The sequence below is a fragment of the uncultured Tenacibaculum sp. genome (assembly GCF_947502995.1).
In the GTDB taxonomy this organism is placed as follows: domain Bacteria; phylum Bacteroidota; class Bacteroidia; order Flavobacteriales; family Flavobacteriaceae; genus Polaribacter.
This window is the reverse complement of sequence record NZ_CANNBW010000002.1, coordinates 158,034-182,586: the sequence shown is the minus strand read 5'-3', so window position 1 is coordinate 182,586 and position 24,553 is coordinate 158,034. Positions and strand designations below refer to the sequence as shown.

General features: G+C 32.1%; 27 protein-coding genes. 15 read left to right on the top strand and 12 right to left on the bottom strand.

Annotation, left to right across the window (positions count from 1 at the left end; translation table 11 throughout):
- Positions 1 to 33: 33 nt before the first annotated feature.
- From ftsA to mraZ, 12 genes are all read right to left on the bottom strand, one after another.
- The gene (gene ftsA / locus Q1A46_RS02345) at positions 34 to 1,380 is read right to left on the bottom strand and encodes a cell division protein FtsA (protein WP_299673596.1); all 1,347 of its coding nucleotides are present in this window, start codon (positions 1,378 to 1,380) and stop codon (positions 34 to 36) included.
- Positions 1,367 to 2,110 (bottom strand): cell division protein FtsQ/DivIB, encoded by a 744-nt coding sequence (locus tag Q1A46_RS02340; protein ID WP_299673594.1) that lies wholly within the window; start codon positions 2,108 to 2,110, stop codon positions 1,367 to 1,369. Before Q1A46_RS02340 ends, ftsA begins: the two co-directional genes overlap by 14 nt.
- The gene (gene murC / locus Q1A46_RS02335; protein WP_299673592.1) at positions 2,110 to 3,456 is read right to left on the bottom strand and encodes a UDP-N-acetylmuramate--L-alanine ligase; all 1,347 of its coding nucleotides are present in this window, start codon (positions 3,454 to 3,456) and stop codon (positions 2,110 to 2,112) included. Before murC ends, Q1A46_RS02340 begins: the two co-directional genes overlap by 1 nt.
- On the bottom strand, positions 3,456 to 4,544 hold the full coding sequence (gene murG, locus Q1A46_RS02330; protein WP_299673590.1) for an undecaprenyldiphospho-muramoylpentapeptide beta-N-acetylglucosaminyltransferase: 1,089 nt from the start codon (positions 4,542 to 4,544) through the stop codon (positions 3,456 to 3,458). The genes murC and murG overlap by 1 nt, the downstream gene beginning before the upstream one ends.
- A 12-nt stretch (positions 4,545 to 4,556) precedes the next feature.
- Positions 4,557 to 5,747 carry an FtsW/RodA/SpoVE family cell cycle protein gene (locus Q1A46_RS02325; RefSeq protein ID WP_299673589.1) on the bottom strand — a complete coding sequence of 397 codons (1,191 nt, stop codon included), beginning with the start codon at positions 5,745 to 5,747 and terminating at the stop codon, positions 4,557 to 4,559.
- A gap of 4 nt (positions 5,748 to 5,751) precedes the next feature.
- Positions 5,752 to 7,086: a UDP-N-acetylmuramoyl-L-alanine--D-glutamate ligase gene (gene murD / locus Q1A46_RS02320; RefSeq protein WP_299673587.1), complete on the bottom strand. Its 1,335-nt coding sequence runs from the start codon at positions 7,084 to 7,086 to the stop codon at positions 5,752 to 5,754.
- Positions 7,086 to 8,312 carry a phospho-N-acetylmuramoyl-pentapeptide-transferase gene (gene mraY, locus Q1A46_RS02315; protein ID WP_299673585.1) on the bottom strand — a complete coding sequence of 409 codons (1,227 nt, stop codon included), beginning with the start codon at positions 8,310 to 8,312 and terminating at the stop codon, positions 7,086 to 7,088. The genes murD and mraY overlap by 1 nt, the downstream gene beginning before the upstream one ends.
- Before the next feature lie 3 nt (positions 8,313 to 8,315).
- Positions 8,316 to 9,782, bottom strand: coding sequence for a UDP-N-acetylmuramoyl-L-alanyl-D-glutamate--2,6-diaminopimelate ligase (locus tag Q1A46_RS02310; protein WP_299673583.1), 1,467 nt, complete (start codon positions 9,780 to 9,782; stop codon positions 8,316 to 8,318).
- Positions 9,783 to 11,744 (bottom strand): penicillin-binding protein, encoded by a 1,962-nt coding sequence (locus tag Q1A46_RS02305; RefSeq protein WP_299673581.1) that lies wholly within the window; start codon positions 11,742 to 11,744, stop codon positions 9,783 to 9,785.
- A 65-nt stretch (positions 11,745 to 11,809) separates the two neighbouring features.
- Entirely contained in the window at positions 11,810 to 12,133 is a 324-nt protein-coding gene (locus tag Q1A46_RS02300; RefSeq protein ID WP_299673579.1) for an FtsL-like putative cell division protein, read from the bottom strand.
- Positions 12,134 to 12,135: 2 nt separating this feature from the next.
- Positions 12,136 to 13,035, bottom strand: a complete 900-nt coding sequence (rsmH, locus tag Q1A46_RS02295) for a 16S rRNA (cytosine(1402)-N(4))-methyltransferase RsmH (RefSeq protein ID WP_299673577.1) — start codon at positions 13,033 to 13,035, stop codon at positions 12,136 to 12,138.
- Positions 13,028 to 13,489, bottom strand: a complete 462-nt coding sequence (gene mraZ / locus Q1A46_RS02290) for a division/cell wall cluster transcriptional repressor MraZ (RefSeq protein WP_299673575.1) — start codon at positions 13,487 to 13,489, stop codon at positions 13,028 to 13,030. The genes rsmH and mraZ overlap by 8 nt, the downstream gene beginning before the upstream one ends.
- A 201-nt stretch (positions 13,490 to 13,690) precedes the next feature.
- On the opposite strand from mraZ, the gene Q1A46_RS02285 reads away from it, so the two are divergent.
- The 15 genes from Q1A46_RS02285 (at position 13,691) to Q1A46_RS02215 (ending at position 24,495) form a co-directional block, all read left to right on the top strand.
- Complete coding sequence (locus Q1A46_RS02285; protein WP_299673573.1) at positions 13,691 to 14,455, top strand: alpha/beta fold hydrolase; 765 nt, start codon at positions 13,691 to 13,693, stop codon at positions 14,453 to 14,455.
- A 3-nt stretch (positions 14,456 to 14,458) separates the two neighbouring features.
- Complete coding sequence (yihA, locus tag Q1A46_RS02280) at positions 14,459 to 15,070, top strand: ribosome biogenesis GTP-binding protein YihA/YsxC (protein WP_299673571.1); 612 nt, start codon at positions 14,459 to 14,461, stop codon at positions 15,068 to 15,070.
- 9 nt (positions 15,071 to 15,079) lie between these two features.
- Positions 15,080 to 15,769 (top strand): RluA family pseudouridine synthase, encoded by a 690-nt coding sequence (locus Q1A46_RS02275; RefSeq protein WP_299673569.1) that lies wholly within the window; start codon positions 15,080 to 15,082, stop codon positions 15,767 to 15,769.
- A 33-nt stretch (positions 15,770 to 15,802) separates the two neighbouring features.
- Positions 15,803 to 16,831 carry an alkane 1-monooxygenase gene (locus tag Q1A46_RS02270; RefSeq protein ID WP_299673567.1) on the top strand — a complete coding sequence of 343 codons (1,029 nt, stop codon included), beginning with the start codon at positions 15,803 to 15,805 and terminating at the stop codon, positions 16,829 to 16,831.
- A 3-nt stretch (positions 16,832 to 16,834) separates the two neighbouring features.
- Positions 16,835 to 18,229, top strand: coding sequence for an aldehyde dehydrogenase (locus Q1A46_RS02265; protein WP_299673565.1), 1,395 nt, complete (start codon positions 16,835 to 16,837; stop codon positions 18,227 to 18,229).
- A 5-nt stretch (positions 18,230 to 18,234) separates the two neighbouring features.
- Positions 18,235 to 18,966 (top strand): nitroreductase family protein, encoded by a 732-nt coding sequence (locus Q1A46_RS02260; RefSeq protein WP_299673563.1) that lies wholly within the window; start codon positions 18,235 to 18,237, stop codon positions 18,964 to 18,966.
- Positions 18,967 to 19,111: 145 nt separating this feature from the next.
- Positions 19,112 to 19,420, top strand: a complete 309-nt coding sequence (locus tag Q1A46_RS02255) for a hypothetical protein (RefSeq protein ID WP_299673561.1) — start codon at positions 19,112 to 19,114, stop codon at positions 19,418 to 19,420.
- 184 nt (positions 19,421 to 19,604) lie between these two features.
- Positions 19,605 to 20,384 carry a hypothetical protein gene (locus tag Q1A46_RS02250; RefSeq protein WP_299673559.1) on the top strand — a complete coding sequence of 260 codons (780 nt, stop codon included), beginning with the start codon at positions 19,605 to 19,607 and terminating at the stop codon, positions 20,382 to 20,384.
- A gap of 154 nt (positions 20,385 to 20,538) precedes the next feature.
- Positions 20,539 to 21,063, top strand: coding sequence for a hypothetical protein (locus Q1A46_RS02245; protein ID WP_299673556.1), 525 nt, complete (start codon positions 20,539 to 20,541; stop codon positions 21,061 to 21,063).
- Positions 21,064 to 21,263: 200 nt separating this feature from the next.
- Complete coding sequence (locus Q1A46_RS02240; protein WP_299673554.1) at positions 21,264 to 21,728, top strand: hypothetical protein; 465 nt, start codon at positions 21,264 to 21,266, stop codon at positions 21,726 to 21,728.
- 219 nt (positions 21,729 to 21,947) lie between these two features.
- Complete coding sequence (locus tag Q1A46_RS02235) at positions 21,948 to 22,367, top strand: DUF3997 domain-containing protein (protein ID WP_299673552.1); 420 nt, start codon at positions 21,948 to 21,950, stop codon at positions 22,365 to 22,367.
- A 160-nt stretch (positions 22,368 to 22,527) separates the two neighbouring features.
- Positions 22,528 to 22,728 carry a hypothetical protein gene (locus Q1A46_RS02230; RefSeq protein WP_299673550.1) on the top strand — a complete coding sequence of 67 codons (201 nt, stop codon included), beginning with the start codon at positions 22,528 to 22,530 and terminating at the stop codon, positions 22,726 to 22,728.
- Positions 22,729 to 22,730: 2 nt separating this feature from the next.
- Positions 22,731 to 23,183 (top strand): hypothetical protein, encoded by a 453-nt coding sequence (locus tag Q1A46_RS02225; protein ID WP_299673548.1) that lies wholly within the window; start codon positions 22,731 to 22,733, stop codon positions 23,181 to 23,183.
- A 157-nt stretch (positions 23,184 to 23,340) separates the two neighbouring features.
- Positions 23,341 to 23,829, top strand: coding sequence for a phosphoribosylaminoimidazolesuccinocarboxamide synthase (locus tag Q1A46_RS02220; RefSeq protein ID WP_299673546.1), 489 nt, complete (start codon positions 23,341 to 23,343; stop codon positions 23,827 to 23,829).
- Positions 23,830 to 23,991: 162 nt separating this feature from the next.
- A complete protein-coding gene (locus Q1A46_RS02215) occupies positions 23,992 to 24,495 on the top strand; it encodes a hypothetical protein (RefSeq protein WP_299673544.1) in 504 nt (167 codons plus the stop codon).
- Positions 24,496 to 24,553: the final 58 nt, after the last annotated feature.

The window sequence follows — 24,553 nt, the reverse complement described above, 5'->3', positions numbered from 1 at the left end:
TGTTAATTAATCCCTATATTTCTTTATCTTCTCTTATTCAGCGTTATCTAAAAACTCTTTAAATCGTTCTGTAAATTTCTCTAAAAACGATTTTCCTTTAGGCTTTGGCCTATACACTTCCCTTTCTTCAGTTTTTTCCTCTTCTGCTACAATATTTTCTTCTTCAACTTGTAATTCCGTTTCCACTTCATCTACAACTACTACAGGCTCTTCTTTATTGTATTTATCTAAACCTTCCATTAACAAACCTACAGCTGTAGCATATGATGGGCTTGATAACACATCATCACTTCCACCCGCTAAATGTTCGTTTGGATAACCAATACGAGTATCCATTCCTGTGATGTATTCAACTAACTGACGTAAATGTTTTAATTGTGATCCTCCACCTGTTAAAACGATTCCTGCAATTAATTTTCCTTTTTGAGTTTCGTGTCCGTAATTTTTAATTTCTAAATACACATGTTCAATAATTTCTTGAACTCTTGCGTGAATTATTTTTGAAAGATTCTTTAAGGTAATCTCTTTAGGTTCTCTTCCTCTTAAACCAGGAATAGAAACAATTTCAGTTTCTTTATTTTCTCCTGGCCAAGCTGAACCAAACTTAATTTTTAATAATTCTGCTTGCTTTTCAATTATCGAACATCCTTCTTTAATATCCTCTGTAATTACATTTCCTCCAAAAGGAATAACAGCAGTGTGACGAATAATTCCATCTTTAAAAATGGCTAAATCCGTTGTACCACCACCTATATCAATTAAAGCAACTCCTGCTTCTTTTTCTTCTTGACTTAAAACTGCTGAAGCTGAAGCTAAAGGTTCTAGTGTAATGTCAGATAGATTTAAACCTGCACTTTTTACACATCTTCCAATATTTCTGATAGAAGAAACCTGCCCTACAACAACATGAAAATTAGCTTCAAGTCTTCCACCATACATTCCAATTGGTTCCTTAATATCTGGTTGACTGTCTACTTTAAATTCCTGTGGTAATACATGAATAATTTCTTCACCAGGTAACATCACTAATTTATGTACCTGATTAACTAAATCATCTATATCTTCATCTTTAATTACTTCATCTGCATTATCTCTAGTGATATAATCACTGTGATGTAAACTTCTGATATGTTGACCAGCAATTCCTACGACTACATTATCAATTCGTTGGCCAGATACACTTTCTGCTTCATCTACGGCTTGTTGTATCGACTGAATTGTTTGCGTGATATTATTTACCACTCCTCTTTTCACTCCCAAGCTTTTTGCTTTACCAATGCCAAGAACTTCTATTTTATCATATTCGTTCTTACGACCAATCATGGCAACAATCTTGGTTGTACCAATATCTAAACCAACTGCGATTTTATTGTTCTCCATCTTGATTTTCTTTTGTACATACCACTTGGTTGTGATACTTAAGATTTATTGTTTTATACTTTTTTATTGTTTTATCCTTGATCGCTTTATTATAAAAAGCTTTCAATTTTTTAAATTTCAAATTTACATCTTCATATTTACCAAACTCTACTCTGTAGTTTCCACTTCTTACTGTAAAAACATACTCATTAGTGTTCAGTATTTGAATTCCTGTCACTTCTTTTTGGAGAAATTGATCCTTGGAAATAAACAGCACTAATTGCGTTATTTCTTGTAATTTCTCAGACAGATTGTCTCCATTAATTATAGGTACACGTGCAGAAAAACTTGACGACAACGGAATTTTAGCCCCCTCTTTATCAATATAATAAACCTCATTATCAGAAATAATCCTAGCGATAGGCTCTTTTTGTGTGATATGAGTTTTTAACACTCCCCCAAGCGTTATAAAAACTCTCGCTTTTTCTACATATGGATTTGACGCTACCCTATTTTCTAGATGATGTAAATCTAATATACTTTTTGGTTGGTTTTTAACTGTCACTTGACTTTGTATTAACAATTTATTAACCGACTCATGAGTTAAAAAAGGATTAGAACCTTCGTTAAATTCTACAGCAATTGCGTCAACAACTTTTCGTTGATTTCGTTTTTTTGTAAAACTATACAAGACTAGTAAACCTGCTACTAAACCTATGAATACAAAATATTTTGTTACTTTTTTAATCACTACAAATTGTATTCCTTTATTAACTCATCTTTTACTTCATTTACCATTAAGCCAATATCACCTGCTCCTAACATTACTATCACTTTAGCATTAGTCAGTTTAATTTGCTTAACCACTTCTTCTTTAGACAACAACTGTTTTTTTTCAGCTGTGATTTTGTCTAATAACCATTTTGAAGTAACCCCTTCAATTGGTAATTCTCTTGCTGGATAAATATCTAGCAACATGACTTGATCGAATTTAGATAACGATAACGCAAAATCATCTACAAAATCTCTTGTTCTAGTGAATAAATGCGGCTGAAAAACCACTAAAACTTCTTCACTTGGATACATTTCTCGAACTGCACTTTCTACAGCATTGATCTCAGTTGGATGATGCGCATAATCATCAATTAGCACTAAACTTTCTGATCTTACTTTATAAGCAAAACGACGCTGTACTCCAGAAAAACTAGCTAATTGTTCTTTAATTTTATCTAAACTCACTCCATAAACATCAGCTAAAGCTAATGCTGCAAGAGCATTCATAATATTATGTCTTCCTGGTAAAGAAAACTCAACATCATTTATATTATTTTTAGGAGTTTTAACGTCAAAAACATATACTCCATTTACTATTCTTAAATTAGAAGCAACATAATCAGCATCTTCTTCAATAGCATATGTTAAACCTTCAATAGGTAATCCTTTTGCTACAATTAACTGATCAGAAACTTTATTAGAAAATGCTTTGAAAGAATCTAAAAGTGCCTGATGTTCTCCATATATATCTAAATGATCTGCGTCCATAGATGTAATACACGCAATATTTGGAGATAAGTGTAAAAAAGAACGATCAAACTCATCTGCCTCAACAACAGAAATTTTATCTTTTCCTAGAATTAAATTTGAACTATAATTCTCTGCAATTCCCCCTAAAAAAGCTGTAGCTTCTATAGGTTGCATAATATGTCCTAGTATCGAAGAAGTTGTGGTTTTTCCATGAGTTCCTGCCACTGCTAAACAATAAGTATCATTCGTAATTCTACCTAAAATCTCAGCTCTTTTCAACACTTCGAAGCCGTTATCTTTAAAATAATTAAACTCTGTATGCGTTTTTGGAATAGCAGGTGTGTAAACCACAAGTGAATTTTCTTTAACAAAAACTTCTTTTGGAATTAGATTAATATCATCTTCAAAATGAATTTCTATTCCTAAAGTTTGTAAATTCTCAGTAATAGGAGAAGGCGTTTTATCATAGCCTGAAACTTGCTTTCCATTCGCATGAAAATAACGAGCTAAAGCACTCATTCCAATACCTCCAATTCCTATAAAATAGATAATATGTATATCTTTTAAATTCACTAATTTATTAATCTTTCGATTTCGTTTACTATATGATTTGTAGCATTTGGTAATGCTAACTCTTTAATATTTTCACTTAAACTTTCCTGCTTACCTTTATCTCTAAGTAATGTTTCAAAAACTACAGGAAAAGTATGTAATTCACTCTCTCGTAACATTATTGCACCATGCTTATCTACAATAGACTTAGCGTTTTTAGTTTGATGATCTTCTGCAACATTTGGCGAAGGAATAAACAATACAGGCTTTCCAACAATACACAATTCAGATACTGAACTTGCTCCTGCTCTTGATATTACAAAATCAGCTGCTGCATAGGCCAAATCCATTCGGTTTAAAAATTGATGTACCTGAACATTATCATTCCCATACTCTTTGTACTCTTCGTAATACAGTTTTCCACATTGCCAAATTACTTGAACTTCTTGCTTTTGAAAAAATTCAAGTTCCGTAGCTATTAATTGATTAATTCTTCTTGCTCCTAAACTCCCTCCAATAACTAAGATTGTTTTTTTAGCCGTGTTTAAACCAAAAAACTCTTGTGCTTCTTCCCTTTTTGTATGTATCAATAACAAATCTTGTCGCACAGGGTTACCCGTTTTCACGATTTTATCTAACGGAAAGAATCGCTCTAAATTATCGTAAGCAACACAAATCTTTTTTGCTTTCTTACTTAATAATTTATTGGTAATTCCTGGATACGAATTTTGTTCTTGAATCACAGTAGGAATACCTTTTCTATTTGCCATCATTAAAGCTGGCCCGCTTGCAAAACCACCTGTTCCAATTGCAACATCTGGTTTAAATTTTCTTATAATTTTACTTGCATTCCATAAACTACTTATTAGCTTTAATGGAAACATTAAGTTTTGTAATGTTAATTTTCTTTGAATACCCGAAATCCACAACCCTTTAATTTCATAACCAGCTTTGGGTACTTTTTCCATTTCCATTTTACCCTTGGCACCAATAAATAATATATGTGCAGTTGGATAGCGTAACTTTATTTCGTTAGCTATAGCAATTGCAGGATAGATATGACCTCCTGTTCCACCTCCACTTATTATAACATTTATTGATTTTTCCATCGTCACTTATATTTATATGGTTTCATGTAAAATATCTAACGGATTATCATCTAAAATTGATTCTTCTGTATCATTCTTCGAGGCACTAACACTTAAGACCATTCCTAAAGCAAAACAAGTCATCCAAATTGAAGTTCCTCCACTACTAATTAGTGGTAAAGTTTGCCCTGTAACTGGAAATAAATTTACCGCTACAGCCATATTAATAATGGCCTGAAAAATGATCGGCAAACCTACGCCAATTACTAATAAAGTTGCAAAAATTGTTGTCGCTTTTTTTGCAGCTATTATTATCCTGAATAACAGCAAGAAATACATAAAAATGACCAATAACGCTCCCATCATTCCATATTCTTCAACAATAATTGCGTAAATAAAATCTGAAGAAGACTGTGGTAAGAAATTTTTCTGCACACTTTTACCAGCTCCTTTTCCAAAAGGACCTCCTGTTGCAATGGCTATTTTTGCTTTTTCAACTTGGTAATTTTCAGGTTGGTTTTCTGAATTAAAAAAACCATCAATTCTACTTTCCCAAGTTGCTAATCGGTTAGGCATCGCATCTGGAAAAGCTTTTATCACCAAAATAAAGAGTCCTAATGCTACAACTCCTATTCCTAAAATATTCGCTATATATTTTAATGGATATCCTCCAATAAAAGTTAGCATAATTACCATTGAAAATATAATAGCTGTAGTAGAAAAGTTTGCAGGTAAAATCAATATTAATATCAAACCTACTGGCAACCATAATTGTAACAAACTCTCTTTAAAGACAATTTTCTTTTCCTTATTCTTTGCTAAATAACGTGCCACATATACCAAAACAACAAGACCAGCAAGAGTTGAAGTTTGAAAACCAACTCCCACAAAAGGAATTCGAATCCATCGACTTGCATTAGCACCACCAATTGTTGTTCCTTGAGCTATTGTAACTATTAACAAGAGTAAAACTATAGGCAGCATTAACACAGAACCTCCACTGAAATATCGGTACGGAATTTTATGAACTCCATATAAAATACCAAACCCCATAAGCAGCAGTACGATGTGCTTAATTAAATGTCCTGTTGTTGATCCATTACCAACCACATACACCAAGTTTGTACTTGCGCTATATACTGGCATGAAAGAAAGAATTGCTAAAACAGCAACTATAGCCCAAATGGCTCTATCTCCTCTTATATGTTTAAATATTGTTTTCAATATTTTATAAACTTCTTACTGCACTTTTAAATTGACGACCTCTATCTTCATAATTTTCAAACAAATCGAAACTTGCACATGCTGGAGATAATAAAACTGTATCACCTTTTTGCGCTATTTTATGAGCCACTTTTACTGCTTCTTGAGCTCCTGCTGTTTCCACAACAATATCTACAACATTTTGAAATGTCTCAATAATCTTTTGATTATCTAGACCTAAACATACAATCCCTTTTACCTTTTCTCTAACTAAAGGCAATAAGTCTGTATAATCATTTCCTTTATCTACACCACCTACAATCCAAACTGTTGGAGCATCCATACATTCTAGAGCATAAAATGTTGCATTTACATTTGTTGCTTTACTATCATTCACATAAGTAACTCCTTCAATTTTCACTACTTTTTCCAAACGATGCTCAGCCCCTTCAAAACTTGACATACTTTCTGAAATCCTGTTATTACGTACTTGTAATAATTTAGATGCCAACATAGATGCCATTGCGTTTTTTGTATTGTGCTTTCCTTGTATCGTTAAATAAGATTTATCCATTATAAATTCTTCTTCGTTTATTCTAATTATTATTGCATCACCCTTAACAAATGCTCCGTATTTCAATTCTTTAGTGATTGAAAATGGAACTAATTTTGATTGAACAGGATGTTTATTCAACCAATTCACTATTACTTCGTCATCAGAATCATAAATCAAAAAATCATCTTTCGTTTGATTCATTGCTATTCTGAACTTTGAAGCTATATATTTATTAAAATCATAATCATATCTATCGAGATGATCTGGAGTAATGTTAGTAATCATGGCAATATGACAACGAAATGAATCGATTCCATCCAATTGAAAACTACTTAACTCTAACACATAATTCTCATAATTTTGCTCTGCAACTTGTTTTGCAAAACTATCTCCGATATTCCCTCCCATTCCAACATTTAAACCACCATTTTTTAAAATATGATGTGTTAACATTGTTGTGGTTGTTTTTCCATTTGAACCTGTAATTCCAACTATAGTTGCTTCTGTATACCCTACTGCAAATTCTATCTCTGAAATCACTTTAATTTCTTTTGATAATAACTCTTGAATTAGAGCTACTTTATCTGGAATACCAGGACTTTTCATTACCACATCAGCATTAAAAATTTTACTCTCTGTATGCTGATTCTCCTCAAAATCTATCTCATTATGTTCAAGAACTTCTTTATACTTCTTTGCTATCGTTCCTTTATCAGAAACAAAAACATCAAAACCTTTTTTCTTCCCTAGAATAGCCGTTCCTACTCCACTCTCTCCTCCTCCTAAGACAACTAACCTTTTCATTATCTCAACTTCAATGTTACTATTGTAAACACAGCCAATAAAATCCCAACAATCCAAAATCGAGTTACAATTTTACTTTCGTGATAGTTTAACTTTTGATAATGATGATGCAAAGGCGACATTTTAAAAATTCGTCTTCCTTCACCATATTTTTTCTTCGTGTATTTGAAATATGAAACCTGTAAAATCACTGATAAATTTTCAGCAACAAAAATCCCTGCTAAAACAGGCAACAATAATTCTTTACGGATTGCAATTGCGATCACAGCAATAATTCCTCCAATTGTTAAACTCCCTGTATCTCCCATAAAAACCTGAGCCGGATAAGTATTATACCATAAAAAACCTATTAGCGCTCCAGCAAAAGCAGCAACAAAAACTGTCATTTCACCAGAGTTTGGTATATACATTACGTCTAGATAATCAGCAAAAATGATATTACCAGAAACCCAAGTGAAAATCGCCAGAGTTACTACCATAATTGCAGAAGAACCTGCAGCTAAACCATCTATTCCATCTGTTAAATTTGCTCCATTAGAAACCCCTGTTACAATAAAAACAACAATTGGAATAAAAATTAACCATGCGTATTTTTCATAACCTTCACCTAAAAAACTTAAAGCTTTCGCATAATCTAATTCGTTATCTTTTAAGAATGGAACAGTTGTTTTAGTTGACTTATGTGCTTCACTAAAAACTTTCTTCTTACCATTCTCCATAACTATCTGTTGCTCTTGTGGCAATTGTTCTTTTATAGTTACATCATCATTGAAGTATAAAATCGCTCCAACTATAAGCCCTAATCCAACCTGACCAACAACCTTGAAAACTCCTTTTAAACCTGCCTTGTCTTTTTTGAAGACTTTTATATAATCATCAGCAAATCCAATGAACCCCATCCAAACAGTTGTTATCAACAAGATAATCACATATATATTTTCAAGCTTAGCTAATAACAATACTGGAATTAACGTCGCCATGATGATAATTACACCACCCATTGTAGGCGTTCCGCTTTTTTGCATTTGCCCATCTAAACCTAAATCTCTAATACTTTCACCAACCTGTTGTCTTCTCAAGAAATTGATAATTCTTTTACCAAAAATTGTAGAAATCAACAATGATAATATAAATGCTGCAGCCGAACGAAATGTGATAAATTGAAACACACTTGCTCCAGTTAAATTGAATTCACTTTCTAAATACTCAAATAGGTAATACAACATTCTTTATATATTTTTTAGTTGATTAAAACATTGTTTCACTTCTTCCAAATCATCGAAATGATGACGTTCACCATTCACCTCTTGATAATTTTCATGTCCTTTTCCAGCGATCAGGATTATATCACCTGATTGCGCTAACTTACAAGCGGTTTTTATCGCTTGTTTTCTATCTACAATAGCTATTGTTTTTCTATAATTTTCTGGAGTTACCCCTACTTCCATTTCATCTATTATCACCTGAGGATCTTCTGTTCTAGGATTATCTGAAGTAAAAATTGCTTGACTACTCAATAAAGAAGCAATATTCGCCATTTTAGGACGCTTTGTTTTATCTCTGTCTCCACCACACCCCACAACAGTAATCACTTGCTCATTACCTGTTCTTATATTGTTAATTGTTTCTAGAACATTTTTTAAAGCATCTGGTGTATGTGCATAATCCACAATAGCTGTGACATTGTCGTTAGATACGATATACTCAAATCGACCACTTACACTTTGAAGCTCACTAATCGCTCGTAAAACCTCTATTTTATCTAAACCTAACAACTCACTAACTCCATAAATTGCCAAAAGATTATATGTATTAAAATCACCTATAAGTTTCGACCAAACTTCAATTCCATTTATAGTAACAAGTGAACCAGAAAAGCTTTTTTCTAAAATCTTCGCTTTAAAATCAGCTAGTGTTTTAAGCGCATAAGATTTCTTGTTTGCTTTAGTATTCTGAAGCATGATATTACCATTCTTGTCATCTATATTTGTTAAAGCAAAAGCGTTTTTAGACAAACCGTCAAAAAAAGATTTTTTCACATCTCTGTATTCTGCAAACGAATTATGATAATCTAAATGATCGTGAGATAAATTTGTAAACACAGCTCCCTCAAAAGTTAATCCCTCTATTCTCTGCTGATGAATCCCATGAGAACTCACTTCCATAAAACAGAATTCAACACCTTGATTCACCATTTCCGATAAATATTTATTGATCGTTAATGAATCTGGAGTTGTGTGCGTAGCTTTATACACTACTTCATCTACCATTATCTTAACCGTAGAAAGTAATCCTGCACAATACCCTAACTTTTTAAACAACTGATACAACAACGTTGTCACTGTCGTTTTTCCGTTAGTTCCTGTAACTCCTATTAATTTGATTTTATCCGAAGGATTATCATAATAATTTGCTGCTATGTTTGCCAACGCCTTATTTGCATCATCAACCTCAACATAAACAACCCCCTCTTTTTTATTTTCTGGTACAACCTCACAAACAATAACTTTCGCACCTAAATCAATTGCCTTATCTATAAATTTATGACCATCAACATTTACTCCACGCTGTGCCACAAATAAATCATTTTCAACAACCTTCCTACTATCAAAAACCACATTAGCAATTTCAATATTTGTATCTCCAAACACTGAATTCACTCCTACCTTATATAATATGTCTTTAACTATTTTCAATTATGATAGTTTTAAATATACTGTTGCCCCTTTTCGAACTTTCACCCCTTTGTTTATCGACTGTTCTTTTACTTTTCCAACTCCAGAAACATTTACTTTCAAACCCATATTTTCTAAAATTGAAATCGCATCCATAGCCGACATTCCTACTACTTTAGGCATAATTGTTTTATACCTGTTTATAACATCATAATACTTATTGTAATCTTTACTGATAGAAGCCGTTACAACAGAATCCGTTACCTTTTGCACACTTGAAGGTGTTGATGTATAAATTTTATGTGCTATTTCTTTAAAAACAGGAGCTGCCACTTTTGCTCCATAATACCCTTTTAAAGGATCTGGTTCATGCACAACCACTATACAAGAATATTTTGGTTTATCTACAGGAAAGAAACCAGCGAAAGACGCTACATATTTTTTATTTGAATAATAACCTCCCTCATACTTCCCTTCTTTATTCTTTTTTCTAGGAATCCATTTTTTTGCCGTACCTGTTTTACCTGCCATTGAAAAATTTGGAGAATAAATCTCTTCCGCAGTTCCTTTTTTAACTACATTCTCCATAATCTTCTTCACCTTATTTATAGTAGACTGTTTTGCTATTCTCTTTTTTAAAACAATCTTATCGAATTTCTCCACGGTTTTCCCACCTACTTTTAACTCTTTCACAAACCTTGGCTTTACCAACTCTCCATTATTCGCCACACCATTATAAAACATTAATGTCTGTAAAGGAGTCAAAGAAACACCATAACCCCAAGCCATCCACTCTAAAGCAATCGGATTCCAACGATCTGTTTTTGGCAACGGAATAATTGGCTTTCCCTCACCAACTATTCGTACACCTGTCTGCTGATCTAAACCAAATTGCTTAATTCGTTTAATAAATTTATTTGGATTATGGTCGTAGTTTTTCTGAATAGCTTTTACAATACCAACATTTGAAGAAACTTCAAAAACTCTGGCTAAAGAAATTTTCCCGTAACCTTCCCAATTACTATCCTCTACTTTTCTATTATTTATATAAATCCTCCCCTTTTCAGTATCTATGACATCTGCAGTATCTACAACATTATCCTCTAAAGCCGCCATTAAACTCGCTAACTTAAAAGTAGAACCAGGCTCATGACTTTCCCAAACCGCATAATTCCTTCTTTCATAATACTTCCCAGTAGAAGTCCTCCCCAGGTTTGATATTGCTTTTATCTCTCCAGTTGCAGTTTCCATCACAACTGCACAACCATGATCTGCCTCAAAATACTCTAACTGCTTCAACAAAGCATAATGCGTTATATCTTGAATATTAACATCAATTGTAGTAATTACATCCTTACCATCTTCAGGCTCTTTTTCATTAATATCTCTTAGCGGCTTCCATTGCCCTTTAGCTATTTTCTGCTTTACTCTCCAACCATTCTCGCCTTTCATATATTCAGAAAACGCACCTTCTATACCTGCTCCACCTCTATGATCATTATAACCAATTGTACGTTCCGCTATCTTACCAATAGGATGTTCCCTTACCGTTTTTTGCTCCGCTATAAAACCACCACGATAAACTCCCAATCTAAACATTGGAAAATCCCTCATTTTAGCATAATCATTATAACCTAAACCTCTCGCTATCAATAAATATTTATTTTTTCTATTTCTAGCATCACGGATTTTCTTCTCATAATACTGAGGAGTTTTACCTAACATTTTAGAAAGCTCTTGAGTTAAAGCTGCAATATACTTTTCAAAATCCCCTTTCCTGACCGAAACAGGATCCATTCGAACCGTATAACTAGACACTGAAGTCGCTAAAAGATTTCCATCCGAAGCATAAACATTACCTCTATTAGCAGCAATAGTATCATTTTTAATATTCTTCTCTATCGCCATCTTTTTGTATCGCTCACCTTTCACATACTGAAGTTCAAAAACCTTACCCCCTATAACCAACAAAAAAAGCGACATCAACACCGCAACTACGTACAACTTGTTTAATATGCTTTTTTTAACTACTGACAAATCTTAATATTTTACTTTACTATTACCTTAATCTTCTGTGGTGGTTCTTGCGCAGGTTCCAAACCTGTAGGAATCACCTTTTTTCTAATCGCACTCTCCAACTTCATCCTCATTAGAATTGTACTTGTATCTACATATTCCGCCCGAAGCTCTCTTTTCTTTTTATTCAACTCTGCTATCCTGACCACCTTTTCATCTATCGAATGCGCACTCCATATCATCACCAACAAAAGCCCTACTATAAATATGATGATCTTCCAATTTTTTGCCGCTGAATCATCAGTTAAAAAACTACCACGCAACACATCATATATCCCACCTGAACTTTCCGCCATAATTATACTTTTGTCGCTATTCTAAGTTTCGCACTTCTAGCTCTATTATTCTGAGCTATCTCTTCATTTGTTGGCACTATCAATTTCCCCACTTTTTTCAACGGAACACTAATATTCCCATAAAAATCTTTCTCTGGCTCACCCTCAAACAACCCTGTTCTAATAAAACGCTTCACCAAACGATCCTCTAAAGAATGATATGAAATTACACTCAACCTACCATCGTCATTTAACAAATCAGGGATCTGATTCAGAAACTCTTTCAAAACCTCCAGCTCTTCATTAACTTCAATCCTTATCGCCTGATAAATCTGAGCCAAAATCTTATGCTCTTTCATTTTAGGCAAAAAACGCTTTAACACTTCCTTCAACTCAAAACTAGTTTCAATCTTTTTGTCACCCCTAGAAGCCACCAAAGTTTTCGCGATAGCTCTAGCATTTCTCAACTCTCCATAATAATACAAGACATCAGCAAGCTTAGACTCCTCGTAATCGTTCACAACCTCCTTCGCTGAAATTTTCGCAGTTTGATCCATCCTCATATCCAACTCCCCGTCATACCTTGTAGAAAACCCCCTTTCAGCTTCATCAAACTGATGAGATGAAACACCAAGATCCGCCAAAACACCATCCACTTTCTTCACTCCATAAAACCTTAAAAAACGACTTATATACCGAAAGTTCTCCTCAATCAAAACAAACCTATCATCATCAATCAAATTCCTAGTCGCATCAGCATCCTGATCAAAACCAAACAACCTACCATTCTCACCTAAGCGTTTTAATATCTCCTTAGAATGCCCTCCACCTCCAAACGTGACATCCACATAAACACCACCCTCTTTTATATCAAGTGCATCAACACTCTCTTTCAACAACACCGACTCGTGATAACTATTCATCTATATCAATATTTCCCATTACTTCCTCTGCTAAATCCCCAAAATCTAAAGCCGAATCTTCAATCACATTCTCATACTTCTCCTTATCCCAAATCTCCACAATATTTACTGCACTAGAAAGAACCACCTCTTTTTTCACACCCGCAAACACAGACAAATCTTTAGGAATCAAAATTCTCCCTGTAGCATCGACTTCAACAACCTTTACACCAGCTGTAAATCTCCTTATGAAATCATTATTTTTTTTCACAAATCGATTTAGCTTATTAATCTTATTCATCATTACATTCCATTCCTGCATTGGATACAACTCTAAACAAGGCTGAAAAACAGAACGCTTAATCACAAAACCTTCTTGCAAGACTGGAGACAACTGCTTTTTTAAGCCAGAAGCCAACATAAGCCGACCTTTAGCATCAGCTTTACACTCATATGTTCCAATAAGGTTTATCACGATTAACTATATAGTAATATTCAAAAATATAAATTTTTTACCACTTTCTACCACTTTTTACCACATTGTTAATAACTTATACCACTTTAACTAAAAACACACACATTTAGCGATAATTGCAGCACTAAGAACCCCTCAAAAAAAAGAAAATTGACTTGTAACAAAAAAGGTTTATTTTTGCGGTTAGCCAAATGTTAGCTAATGACTGATTTTTTAAAGAAAGAAGATAAATTTACTTATGCAGAAGCCGGTGAAGGAAGACCCATCATTGTTTTGCATGGTTTAATGGGTGCTCTAAGTAATTTTAATCATACTTTTGATCATTTTTCCGAAAGAGGTTATAAGGTTTTAATTCCTGAATTACCTCTATATTCGCTACCTATTCTAAAGACTAACGTTAAGAATTTAGCTAAATTCTTACACGATTTCATTGAGTATAAAAACTTAAAGGACGTTGTTTTGTTAGGTAACTCTCTTGGTGGACACATTGCTTTATACTATATAAAACATTACCCACAAGATGTTGCTGCTTTAGTTTTAACAGGTAGTTCAGGATTGTATGAAAACTCTCTAGGTAATAATTACCCTAGAAGAGGCGACAAGGGCTTTGTTAGAACAAAAACACAAGAAGTTTTTTACGATAAATCTATCGCAACAGAAGAATTAGTTGATCAAGTTTATGATGTTATTAACGATAGAAATACTCTTGTTAAAACATTAGCCATTGCAAAAAGTGCAGTTCGTCATAATATGGCCAACGACTTACCAAACATGGAACAACCAACTTGTTTGATTTGGGGAAAAAACGACACCGTCACCCCACCAGATGTAGCTGAAGACTTCCATAGACTTTTACCTGATAGTGATTTATTTTGGGTAGACAAATGTGGACATGCAGCCATGATGGAACACCCACAAGAGTTTAATGAAATTTTAGAAAGCTGGTTTAAAGAACGTAATATATAGGCGATGAAAATAAAATCTGCTGAGTTTGTAATGAGTAACAGTAATGTTACAAATGCACCAAAAGACAGAATACCAGAATACGCTTTTATTGGCCGATCTAATGTTGGTAAATCTTCATTAATCAACATGTTAATGGAGCGAAAAAAGTTAGCTAAAACTTCTGGAACACCAGGAAAAACACAGCTTATAAACCATTTTAAAGTTAACAATGAATGGTTTTTAGTGGATTTACCAGGGTATGGTTACGCTAAAGTTTCTAAAAAGAAAAGAACAATATTTCAATACTTTATTGAAAACTACTTTAAAGAAAGAGAACAATTAGTTTGCGCTTTCGTATTAGTTGATAGCAGACATGATCCTCAAAAAATAGATTTAGAATTCATGCGTTTTCTTGGAGAAAACAATATTCCTTTTGCTATTATTTTTACCAAAGCAGACAAATTACCTAGTTCTAAATTAAACAAACAACTACTTTCTTACAAGAGAAAATTACTTCAACATTGGGAAAGCTTACCTGTTAATTTTTTAACTTCATCTAGCAGCAAACTCGGAAGAGACGAAGTTTTAAACTTTATTGATCAAGTAAACAAAGATGTAGCCGACGATTTTAAATAAAATAATCTGATGCATTCTACAAAAGATAATCTTCAAGTTCTTCACGAAGACAACCATATCATTATTATCAATAAAAGATCTGGTGATATTGTACAAGGTGACAAAACAGGTGACAAACCTTTGAGTGACGTTGTAAAAGAATACATCAAAGAAAAATACAGCAAACCTGGAAATGTATTTTTAGGAACTGTTCATAGACTTGACAGACCCACTTCTGGTATTGTAATTTTTGCACGAACATCTAAAGCTTTAGAGCGTTTAAATAAAATGCTTCGGGAAAAGCAAATCCAAAAAACGTACTGGGCAGTTGTAAAAGGACATCCAACCAATAATCAAAACACCTTAATAAACTTCCTGAAGAAAAATCCTAAAAACAATAAATCTAAAGCACATAAAAATGAAATTCCTGGAAGTAAAAAGGCTATTTTACGTTATACTGTGTTAAGAAAACTCGATCGTTATTCTTTAGTAGAAGTTGATTTAGAAACCGGTAGACATCATCAAATCAGGTGTCAACTTTCCAATATCGGACACCCGATAAAAGGCGACTTAAAATACGGATTTTCAAGAAGTAACAAAAACGGAAGTATCCATTTACACGCTAAAAAAATTCAGTTTACACATCCTGTAAACAAAGAAAAAATCATAATTAACGCCCCTACCCCAACCAATGATAACATTTGGGATGCTTGTAACTAATTTGTATATTTAGTACAAATTCCTCTACACATCATGAAAGCTTTAAGATATTTAATGGTATTCTCAGTTCCTTTAACTGTTTATATCTCTTTCACATCTTCTGGATGGATTACTTTTCTGACATTAATATATGTTTTTGGAATTGTACCTCTTGCTGATTTTTTCTTAAAGGTTGATGCTGTAAATTTCAACAAAGAACAAGAGGAAATAGAAAAAAATAATAAGCTATATTCTTCGATATTATACTTGACACTACCAACACAAATCTTTTTTTTAGTGTGGTTTTTATTTGTAATCCAAGATACTTCGAATACAATTGATTTAATAGGTAGAATCTCTGCAATGGGAATAATGTGTGGTGTTGTAGGAATTAATGTAGGACATGAATTAGGACATAGAAAGAATCGTTTAGAACAGTTATTAGGTGAAATTTTATTGTTGACTTCATTAGAAACTCACTTTCTTCCTTACCACAACGCTGGACATCATTTCAATGTAGCTACACCTGAAGATGCTGCTACAGCTAAAAAAAATGAACTATTATATGTTTTTTGGATAAGATCTCAAATTATGAGCTACATAGAAGCTTGGAAAATTGAAAACAAACGCTTAAAAACATCTGATAGAACTTGGTTTCATCACCAAAACAGAATGATTATTTATACAATTGCACATATAATTCTATTAAGTTCTATTTATTTTTTCTTCGGATTAGTAGTAATGCTTTACTTTTTAGCAGCTGCGACAATTGGAATTTTGTTATTAGAAACTGTAAACTATATAGAACATTACGGATTATTGCGCAAGAAAAATAAATTTGGTCGATATGAGCGTGTTAAACACACACACTCATGGAATTCTAATCATGTTATTGGAAAACTAGTTTTATTTAATTTATCAAGACACTCTGACCATCATTATAATGGAAGTAAACATTATCAAATTTTAAAATCACTTCCAGAAAGCCCACAAATGCCAACAGGTTACCCAGGAATGATGCTTTTATCACTTATTCCGCCAATTTGGTTCAAATTAATGAATAAAAAACTACAAGAAATATAATTTATGATCGATACAGTAACTACTGAAGCAATTCCTGAAATTATTCAGGAACAACGTCGTTTTTTTGCAACTCAACAAACAAAAGATATTTCTTTCAGAAAAAAAAGTTTACAAAAATTACTCCAGGAAATCACAAAGCGCGAAAATGACATCTTAAAAGCTTTACATAATGATTTTAAAAAATCGGAATATGAAGGTGTGATGACAGAAACTAGTATAGTTATTTCTGAATTAAAAATGATGATAAAAAACATAAAATCATGGACAAAACCCAAGCGTGTTTTACCTTCGATTTTAAATTTTCCTTCATCGGCAAAAATTCATTCAGAACCTTATGGAACTGTATTAATTATAGCTCCATGGAATTACCCTTATCAATTAGCTTTTGCTCCTTTAGTTGGTGCAATTGCGGCTGGAAATACTGTTGTTTTAAAACCATCTGAACTAACACCTCATACAAGCACTATTTGTAAAGAAATTATTGAAACTGTATTTGATAAAAAACATGTAGCTGTAATTGAAGGAGGAATTCCTGAATCTCAACAACTTTTAGCTCAACGTTGGGATTATATTTTCTTTACAGGTAGCGTACCTGTAGGAAAAATTGTTGCCAAAGCTGCTGCTGAATATATAACTCCGGTTACTTTAGAACTTGGAGGAAAAAGCCCATGTATTGTAGATGAGACGGCAAAAATAAAACTTGCTGCAAAACGAATAGTTTGGGGAAAGTTTTTAAATGGAGGACAAACATGTATTGCTCCAGATTACTTATTAATCCAAAGAAAAGTAAAAGAACAGTTTGTAAAAGAATTTAAAGAAGAAATTAAAAAAGCATATGGCGAAAACCCAGAACTTTCAGAAGATTTCCCAAGAATTGTAAACACCAAAAACTTTGATCGATTAAACCAAATGCTTCAGGGTGAAGCTTTCTTGACAGGAGGAAAAACAAATCGAGATGACAGATATATAGCTCCTACTCTAATTGACGAACCGAAACTAGATAGTGAAGTAATGCAAAGTGAAATTTTCGGACCGATTTTACCACTTATTTCTTACGAGAACGAAAAAGAATTAGATCAAATTATTAGCCGTTATGATAAGCCACTTGCATTTTATGTTTTCACCAACAAAAAATCCTTTGCAAAGAAACTAATTCAACAATATTCATTTGGCGGAGGGACAATTAACGACACTACCGTTCATTTTGCCAATCATAATTTACCTTTTGGAGGTGTAGGTGAAAGTGGAATTGGCGGATACCATGGAAAACGCACATTTGAAACTTTTTGCCATAAAAAAGGAGTTGTTACTAGAGGAAATTGGCTAGATGTACCTACTAGATACGCTCCATATAAAGGAAAGTTAAAACAATTAAAAACCTTATTAAAATTCGGATAAAAAGCATGAGCAAAAAAACCGTTAATGAAGCTATTAACTACAGAAGATCTGTTCGTGTTTATGATAACGAGCAAAAAATTGAAACTGAAATTGTAAAAAAATGTATTGAACATGCAGTTTTAGCTCCAAATAGCAGCAATATGCAATTATGGGAGTTTTACCACGTTACATCTCAATCTATAATTGATAAAATGATTCCTTTATGTTTTAATCAAAATGCAGCCAAAACAGCTCAACAACTTGTTATTGTAACCGTGCGCAAAGACTTATGGAAAAAAAGAGCTAAAGCAAATTTGGAATATTTAGACAAAGTTTATCCTCCAAAACCTAAAACAGAACAATCTAGTAGAGAAAAATTCGCAAAAAACTACTACAAAAAACTCATCCCTTTTGTGTATAATGACTTTTGGGGTATTTTTGGTTTTTTCAAATATTTAACCGTAATCATTACAGGATTATTCAAACCCATCTATAGAGAAGTAAGAAGCAAAGATATGCGCCTAGTAGCTCATAAAAGCGCAGGATTAGCAGCACAAACATTTATGTTAAGTATGGCAGGAGAAGGATATGACACTTGTCCAATGGAAGGATCAGATACTTGGCGTGTTAAAAAAGTTTTAGGATTACCTTTAGGTGCAGAAATCAATATGATTATTTCTTGTGGAATACGAAAACCAGAAGGTGTTTACGGAAAACGATTTAGAGTTCCTTTTGAAGAAGTGTATAAAGAAATATAAAATATTTTTCTTGCAAAAGCAAAGAAGTAATTCAATCGAAAAAACACAGATAAAACACTAAAATAAAACAACTTAACCAAAAACAACATAAATGCAGATATACTGCATTTAAGTATATACAAACGTTGGCAATAATTTTATAAAAATGGAAAAAGAAAAAATATCTGGACTTGAAACAATTGACTCAATAAAACTATATAATTTCTTGACTTTAAATCTTCCTGATTTGGTAACTTATAAAGATCTATATAATTTATGCCTATCTCTATTTTGTTCTCTGGATATTTTACCCGATCATTTAAGAAATTTAAAAATTGACAAAGATATTTTAGCTATAATTTTCAATAAAATTTCTAAGAAAAATAATTGGGCTGAGGAAATTGATAGTTTTTTAAAGCTTGAAAAGAACTTTCCTGATCACGAAAAAGCAAAACTCTTAATTGGAATGGATTAAAACAATTGCCAACAAAATGTATAGTTAATTGCTTGCGGATTTATCCTTCGGACAAATCTCGCAAAACCAAAAGTTCAACTCTTTTAATTAACTTTACAAATAAAAAATCGCAAAAAACAATACACAAAACGTTAGCCATAATATCAATGGAACGAAATTTGATGAATGTTTGAAAACCAACATAATGAAAAAAATCACCTTTCTTTTACTAATGACATTCGGAATTAACTCTGTTTTTGCTGATTGCGGAATGAGTGGAATGTCTTTCTTCCCAGAAACAAAAAAAATCAGCTTAAATTCAATATTTATTATTCAGGGTTACGCCTTTAGCCAAAAGATAATTAATACCTTCAAAGACAGAACAATTTTCTTAGAAAGCAAAAATGGAGAAACAATCCAACTTAACGTTAAAGAAATCCTAAAAGGTCAAATGGATTTAACTCAAGCAATTTTATATCCTTTAACTGAATTAAAACCTAATACAAAATACTATTTAAAATATTCTAAACAAACCGAAAGAGAATCAAATGAAATGAAACGTTGGAATTCTGACAAAAAAGAATATGAAAAAGTGTATTGGAAAACAACAGACAAAAAATCAATTGAAAATCTGAACTCAAATCTTACTCTTGTATTTGAAAAAACAAATGTTATACATTATGGTTGTGGTCCGGAAGCAAACGCAATTTTTAGTGTAAAAAATAAATCAGATTCCGAAATTTGGTATAAGACCGAAGTCCTTGACTTAAGTACTAATAAAACTAATGTATTTTATATCAAAGAATGGAATGATAAACTTAATGTTGGACACGGAATGTGTGCAGGAGCATTTACCTATAAAAACAAAGGGAAATATAAAGTTAGATTCACTGCAATGAACACTGATGGAAAATCATTAAAAACTTCAGATTGGACAACTTTCAAAAGTCCGTTTATGAACGATAAAACTCCATTTGGAAATTAAAAAATACTATGGCTAACAAAATGTATAGTTAATTGCTTGCAGATTTATCCTTCGGACAAATCTCGCAAAACCAAAAGTTCATCTCTTTTAATTAACTTTACAATCAAAAAATCGCAAATAACAATACACAAAACGTTGTAAAGCATTTGAGAAAATGGAAAATGAAATCAAAAATAAAATTCCAATCCACGTGGATTTATCTCCAAATAGAGATGAACTATATTCTGGAATTGGTTTAAAGTCAAATGATGAAATATTTGTTTTCATTTGCTTTAATGAAGAAACTAAAGAATTTGACGGATTCGCGGTAATTAGAAATTACGAGATTGATAAATATCGCGAATGGGATGATGAAGAATTGAACGAAATAAAAAACTATAACTCATCAGAATTTATTGACAAGCTATCACTTGACAAAATGAACAATATGTTCGAATGTTTATCAGAGTTGAAAAACGGGAGATTAATAGCAATATTCAACGAAACTGATGACGATTCGTATTTTGTTGGTAAGATTAAAAACCTTTCTGAAACCGAAGTGGAATTAAAACTTCTGAATGAAGATGCGGAATGGATTGGTAGTGAAAAAATAAAAATTAGCGAAATAACATATATCGGATTTGATACTAATTACGAAAAAGAGTTAATGAAAAAGAACGCTTTACAACACGGTGTATAAAACATAGCTAATAAATACTAAACCGAAAGGTTTGTGTACATTTAGAAAGTTCGCCAAATTTTTAATTTGGCTTTAAAAAAAGAAAAATTAAAGACAAAATATAAAAATTCGGCTCTGTGTTAATCTGAAAAGTTAGTGCTTTTTTGCACGCTCCGTTTCATACACAAGACCGTTGTAAAACATTAGTTCAAAAAATAGATATGAATATTGAACCATATAAAAAAGTAGGATTGATTGATTTTAATGATAATCTTAAAACCTTAACTGAGAAGTTAAAAGATTATGAAATAAAGATATCCGAAAGAAAGTTTATGGGAAAATCAAAGACTACAGTTTTTATCGAAAGTCTTGATTTGATAATTATCCTTAAAGAAAACGGAAAATCTATTGATACTATTGAGTCTTTTAAGCACAGTCTACTTTATGACAATATTGACTTATTAAAAAATGATTTCAAATTTTTAATAAATAAGTTTGAAAGTTATGATATAGAACTGATTAAAGAGTCTGACGGATTTAGGTCTGATAAACTTGGAATTGGAATATATTGGGACGGAGAACTGGATAAAAATCCAAAATCAGTTATTGTATATTCAAAAGGACATTATGATAAAGACATTGACCCAAATGATATTATTAACTATTACTTGAACAAAAAGAAATAAACGTTTTACAACACGGTGTATAAAACATAGCTAATAAGTGTTTAACCGAAAGGTTTGTGTATATTTAGGAAGTCCGCCAAATTTTTAATTTGGCTTTTAAAAAATGAAAAATTAAAAACAAAATATAAAAATTCGACTCTGTGTTAATCCGAAAAGTTAGTGTCTTTTTGCACGCTACGTTTCATACACAAGTCCGTTGTACCACATATAACCAAAACATTGCGAATTTCTAAAATCATATTGACTTTAATCGGAATCTTGACTTTAAATTCATGTTGGAATAATCCAGGTGAATCTGAGTTTATAGTCGGAAATTACTACGTAGAATGGAATGATTTAATCGCTAATAGAGTAATTGTAGAAAAAACCGAAAAAGATTCGCCATATTCAAGCGGAATTATTTCTGCTTATGTTTTCGCGATTGGAAATAACTCTGATTTTATAATCGCTAAACAACATCCATATTTGAATGACTTAACAGTTACCAAATATTTTATAATAGATATCAAGAAAAGAGAATCTGGAATAAATAGTTCAGTAATCGGACCATTGGAAAAAGAAGATTTTGATAAAAAAAGAATTGAATTAAATATTTCGGATTTGAGGTTTGACCAAAATTATCCTGAAAATCCGAATTAAAAATACGTGGCACAACAAAATGTATAGTTAATTGCTTGCTGATTTATTCCTTCGGACTAAATCTCGCAAAACCAAAAGTTCATCTCTTTTAATTAACTTTACAAACAAAAAATCGCAAATAACAATACACAAACACGTTGGCAATAATATCGAAAACGAAATGCATCCTATTTTAATACTTTCAATAATCATAATTTGTTTCTGGTCAATCATCACAACTTTCAGAGCAATTTATCTAATACTTACTAAAGATTTTAAAGGAGATAAAACTACTTGGATTCTAACTGTTATGATTGGATTAATTGGTCCAATATTATGGATTGCAAAAGGGAAAAAGTTGATTTCAAAAACAAAATATTGAATATGAAAAAGTTGATTTTAGTATTAATTCTAAATCTGACCTTGAATAGTTGTACGTATGAATCACAGAATCGTGAAAAACTAATTTCATCTTTCGAGGACAACTTTGGATTTAAACCACCCGAATCTATAAAGAAAATCAAACTCAAGAATCGAGGGCATTTTGATTTTGAAGTTCATTATATGTCATTTACTTACAACTCGAAAGTTTTAGAAAAAATAATTGCGCACGACCAACCTCTGAATATTGCCGAAAGTAATAACGTAAAATTTGGAACTATAATAGAAGATTTAAAAAAAGACGCGAATCCACCAAGTTGGTTAGAATTACCTAATAAAAATGTTGACCGAATTTATTATAAGAATGATTTTTTAGACCATACTTTTAGCGAATATTACTTGTGGACTAATAAAGAAACTGAAATGACTTATTTGTATGTTCATTTTTTTGACTAAATATACAATTGCCAACAAAATGTATAGTTAATTGCTTGCGGATTTAATCCTTCGGACTAAATCTCGCAAAACCAATAGTCCATCACTTTTAATTAACTTTACAACTAAAAAGCGCAAATAACAATACACAAAACGTTGGCGTTCATTAAAAACCGAAATGAAAAAAGAAAAAACTTTTAAAACAAAAACTGGATTCTGTCACATACTTCCTGATAAAATCATTTTAACCAAAGACGGCATTATAGGGAATGTGTCTAATGTTACTGTTGGAAACAATATCACCAGAGTTCTTACAATTTATAGCACAATAATTATTGGATTTTTCTATTTCGCAATTGATGCATTTCAAAAAGGACAGACCTTGCAACCAATTCTATTTGGGTGCATCGGACTTTACCTAATTTACGGAATTTTCAATAGTCTGAATAATTCAACAAGTCCAGTAATTGATAGAAGAAAAATTAAACGTGTTAAGTTCAAAAATGGAATGAAAGGCCTGACTCGTTCAAGATTTGAAGTGATATTCGAAGATGAAAATGGCAAAGTAAAAAAACGACTGATTATGCTGCCTGGATCAATGACAAAAGGACAAAATGAATCAGAAAAGGCTCTTGATATTATGAATGAAGAGCAACTATTGAAATAAAAAACGAAATGCCAACAAAATGTATTATTAATTGCTTGCGGATTTATCCTTCGGACAAATCTCGCAACACCAAAAGTTCATCACTTTTAATTAACTTTACAACCAAAAATCGCAAATAACAATACACAAAACGTTGTGTATAATGCGGAAAAACCGTCACGAATGAAAAAAATAATTTTATTTTTATTATTTACAATTCCAATTTATGGACAAAATTCGGAATTAATTTCTGATGGAGAATTATGTGAACAAATTGAATCTGCGATTGAGTACCTTAAAAACGATAAAGAATTAAGTACTCGAAATTTTAAGTTTTATTCAACTATTGAAAATGGTTCTCTTTACGAATTTTATTTTCCAACTGAATATGTTGCTTATCAATTAGGAATTGAAAAAGAAAAAGTGTTTGAATATGACAAAACTAAAACATATCCAATTTACAAAAAGCTCGAAGAGACAAAATATAAGACAGCGGAATTGAATTTGGATTGTATAAAAAAGAAAAGGAAACCGAATGTGGAACTTTCAAAGTTAGATAAAGAAAGTTTGATTTTGATTATTACAACAAAACGAGTTGGTAAACCTGGCTCAAGCGGAAAAGCATATTTATTTTTCTTTGAGAACGGAAAAGTACTTAAAGTATATAAATCAAGTTGGATTGAATAAAAAGCACTATACACAACAAAATGTATAGTTAATTGCTTACGGATTTAATCCTTCGGAC

What these genes read in the sequence shown, in the direction of transcription:
- Q1A46_RS02240 (WP_299673554.1), top strand. Translation starts at nt 21,264, where the DNA reads ATGAATATTGAACCATATAAAAAAGTAGGATTGATTGATTTTAATGAT.
- ftsA (WP_299673596.1), bottom strand. Translation starts at nt 1,380, where the DNA reads ATGGAGAACAATAAAATCGCAGTTGGTTTAGATATTGGTACAACCAAG.
- Q1A46_RS02255 (WP_299673561.1), top strand. Translation starts at nt 19,112, where the DNA reads ATGGAAAAAGAAAAAATATCTGGACTTGAAACAATTGACTCAATAAAA.
- murD (WP_299673587.1), bottom strand. Translation starts at nt 7,086, where the DNA reads ATGAAAAGGTTAGTTGTCTTAGGAGGAGGAGAGAGTGGAGTAGGAACG.
- murG (WP_299673590.1), bottom strand. Translation starts at nt 4,544, where the DNA reads ATGGAAAAATCAATAAATGTTATAATAAGTGGAGGTGGAACAGGAGGT.
- rsmH (WP_299673577.1), bottom strand. Translation starts at nt 13,035, where the DNA reads ATGAATAGTTATCACGAGTCGGTGTTGTTGAAAGAGAGTGTTGATGCA.
- Q1A46_RS02225 (WP_299673548.1), top strand. Translation starts at nt 22,731, where the DNA reads ATGAAAAAGTTGATTTTAGTATTAATTCTAAATCTGACCTTGAATAGT.
- mraY (WP_299673585.1), bottom strand. Translation starts at nt 8,312, where the DNA reads ATGTTGTATTACCTATTTGAGTATTTAGAAAGTGAATTCAATTTAACT.
- yihA (WP_299673571.1), top strand. Translation starts at nt 14,459, where the DNA reads ATGAAAATAAAATCTGCTGAGTTTGTAATGAGTAACAGTAATGTTACA.
- Q1A46_RS02275 (WP_299673569.1), top strand. Translation starts at nt 15,080, where the DNA reads ATGCATTCTACAAAAGATAATCTTCAAGTTCTTCACGAAGACAACCAT.
- Q1A46_RS02215 (WP_299673544.1), top strand. Translation starts at nt 23,992, where the DNA reads ATGAAAAAAATAATTTTATTTTTATTATTTACAATTCCAATTTATGGA.
- Q1A46_RS02270 (WP_299673567.1), top strand. Translation starts at nt 15,803, where the DNA reads ATGAAAGCTTTAAGATATTTAATGGTATTCTCAGTTCCTTTAACTGTT.
- Q1A46_RS02285 (WP_299673573.1), top strand. Translation starts at nt 13,691, where the DNA reads ATGACTGATTTTTTAAAGAAAGAAGATAAATTTACTTATGCAGAAGCC.
- Q1A46_RS02230 (WP_299673550.1), top strand. Translation starts at nt 22,528, where the DNA reads ATGCATCCTATTTTAATACTTTCAATAATCATAATTTGTTTCTGGTCA.
- Q1A46_RS02220 (WP_299673546.1), top strand. Translation starts at nt 23,341, where the DNA reads ATGAAAAAAGAAAAAACTTTTAAAACAAAAACTGGATTCTGTCACATA.
- Q1A46_RS02265 (WP_299673565.1), top strand. Translation starts at nt 16,835, where the DNA reads ATGATCGATACAGTAACTACTGAAGCAATTCCTGAAATTATTCAGGAA.
- Q1A46_RS02260 (WP_299673563.1), top strand. Translation starts at nt 18,235, where the DNA reads ATGAGCAAAAAAACCGTTAATGAAGCTATTAACTACAGAAGATCTGTT.
- Q1A46_RS02250 (WP_299673559.1), top strand. Translation starts at nt 19,605, where the DNA reads ATGAAAAAAATCACCTTTCTTTTACTAATGACATTCGGAATTAACTCT.
- Q1A46_RS02245 (WP_299673556.1), top strand. Translation starts at nt 20,539, where the DNA reads ATGGAAAATGAAATCAAAAATAAAATTCCAATCCACGTGGATTTATCT.
- Q1A46_RS02300 (WP_299673579.1), bottom strand. Translation starts at nt 12,133, where the DNA reads ATGGCGGAAAGTTCAGGTGGGATATATGATGTGTTGCGTGGTAGTTTT.
- Q1A46_RS02305 (WP_299673581.1), bottom strand. Translation starts at nt 11,744, where the DNA reads ATGTCGCTTTTTTTGTTGGTTATAGGGGGTAAGGTTTTTGAACTTCAG.